Origin of the sequence: Clostridioides sp. ZZV14-6387 (assembly GCF_020657835.1) — a bacterium.
GTDB classification, from domain to species: Bacteria; Bacillota; Clostridia; order Peptostreptococcales; family Peptostreptococcaceae; genus Clostridioides; species Clostridioides difficile_A.
The window spans coordinates 1-457 of sequence record NZ_JAGWCW010000095.1 but is presented as its reverse complement, the minus strand read 5'-3'; the positions used below and the strand labels follow the sequence as shown (position 1 = coordinate 457).

At 25.8% G+C, this 457-nt stretch carries 1 protein-coding gene; it reads left to right on the top strand.

Annotated elements, in window-relative coordinates:
* Positions 1-232 precede the first annotated feature (232 nt).
* Positions 233-457 (top strand): GntR family transcriptional regulator (locus KGF38_RS20035; RefSeq protein WP_227832698.1); only part of this gene is annotated, 225 nt, incomplete at its 3' end.

The following is a 457-nucleotide window of genomic DNA, read 5'->3' as shown; positions in this document are numbered from 1 at the left end:
CTTTATATCTAGACCAGAAATGTTGGGTCTAAATGGTGTATGGTGGAGTATAACCTTATCAAGTATATTAAAAGGTATATTAATGATAAGTCTATTTATATCTTTATTAAAACTCGGAAAGTTGTACAAGATTTCTGAATAAAATTTAAATTATCTTAAATGTATAGACATTTTCTTTGTTTGTATATAAAATTATCTTATTATATAAAAGATTTAATAAGGAGTGAATTAAATGAAAGAGCCAATTTATAAAGTTATAGAAAATCATGTTAGAGAGTTAATAAATTCAGACAGTTTGAAAGAAGGGGATTTAATCCCTTCTGAAAAACAGCTGAGTGAAGAATTTAATGTAACTAGAATGACTGTAAGGTCTGCACTTAATAATCTAGTTAAAGAAGGCTATATAACTAGACAAAGAGGTGTAGGTAGTATAGTTATTGCAAATAATATATATGAT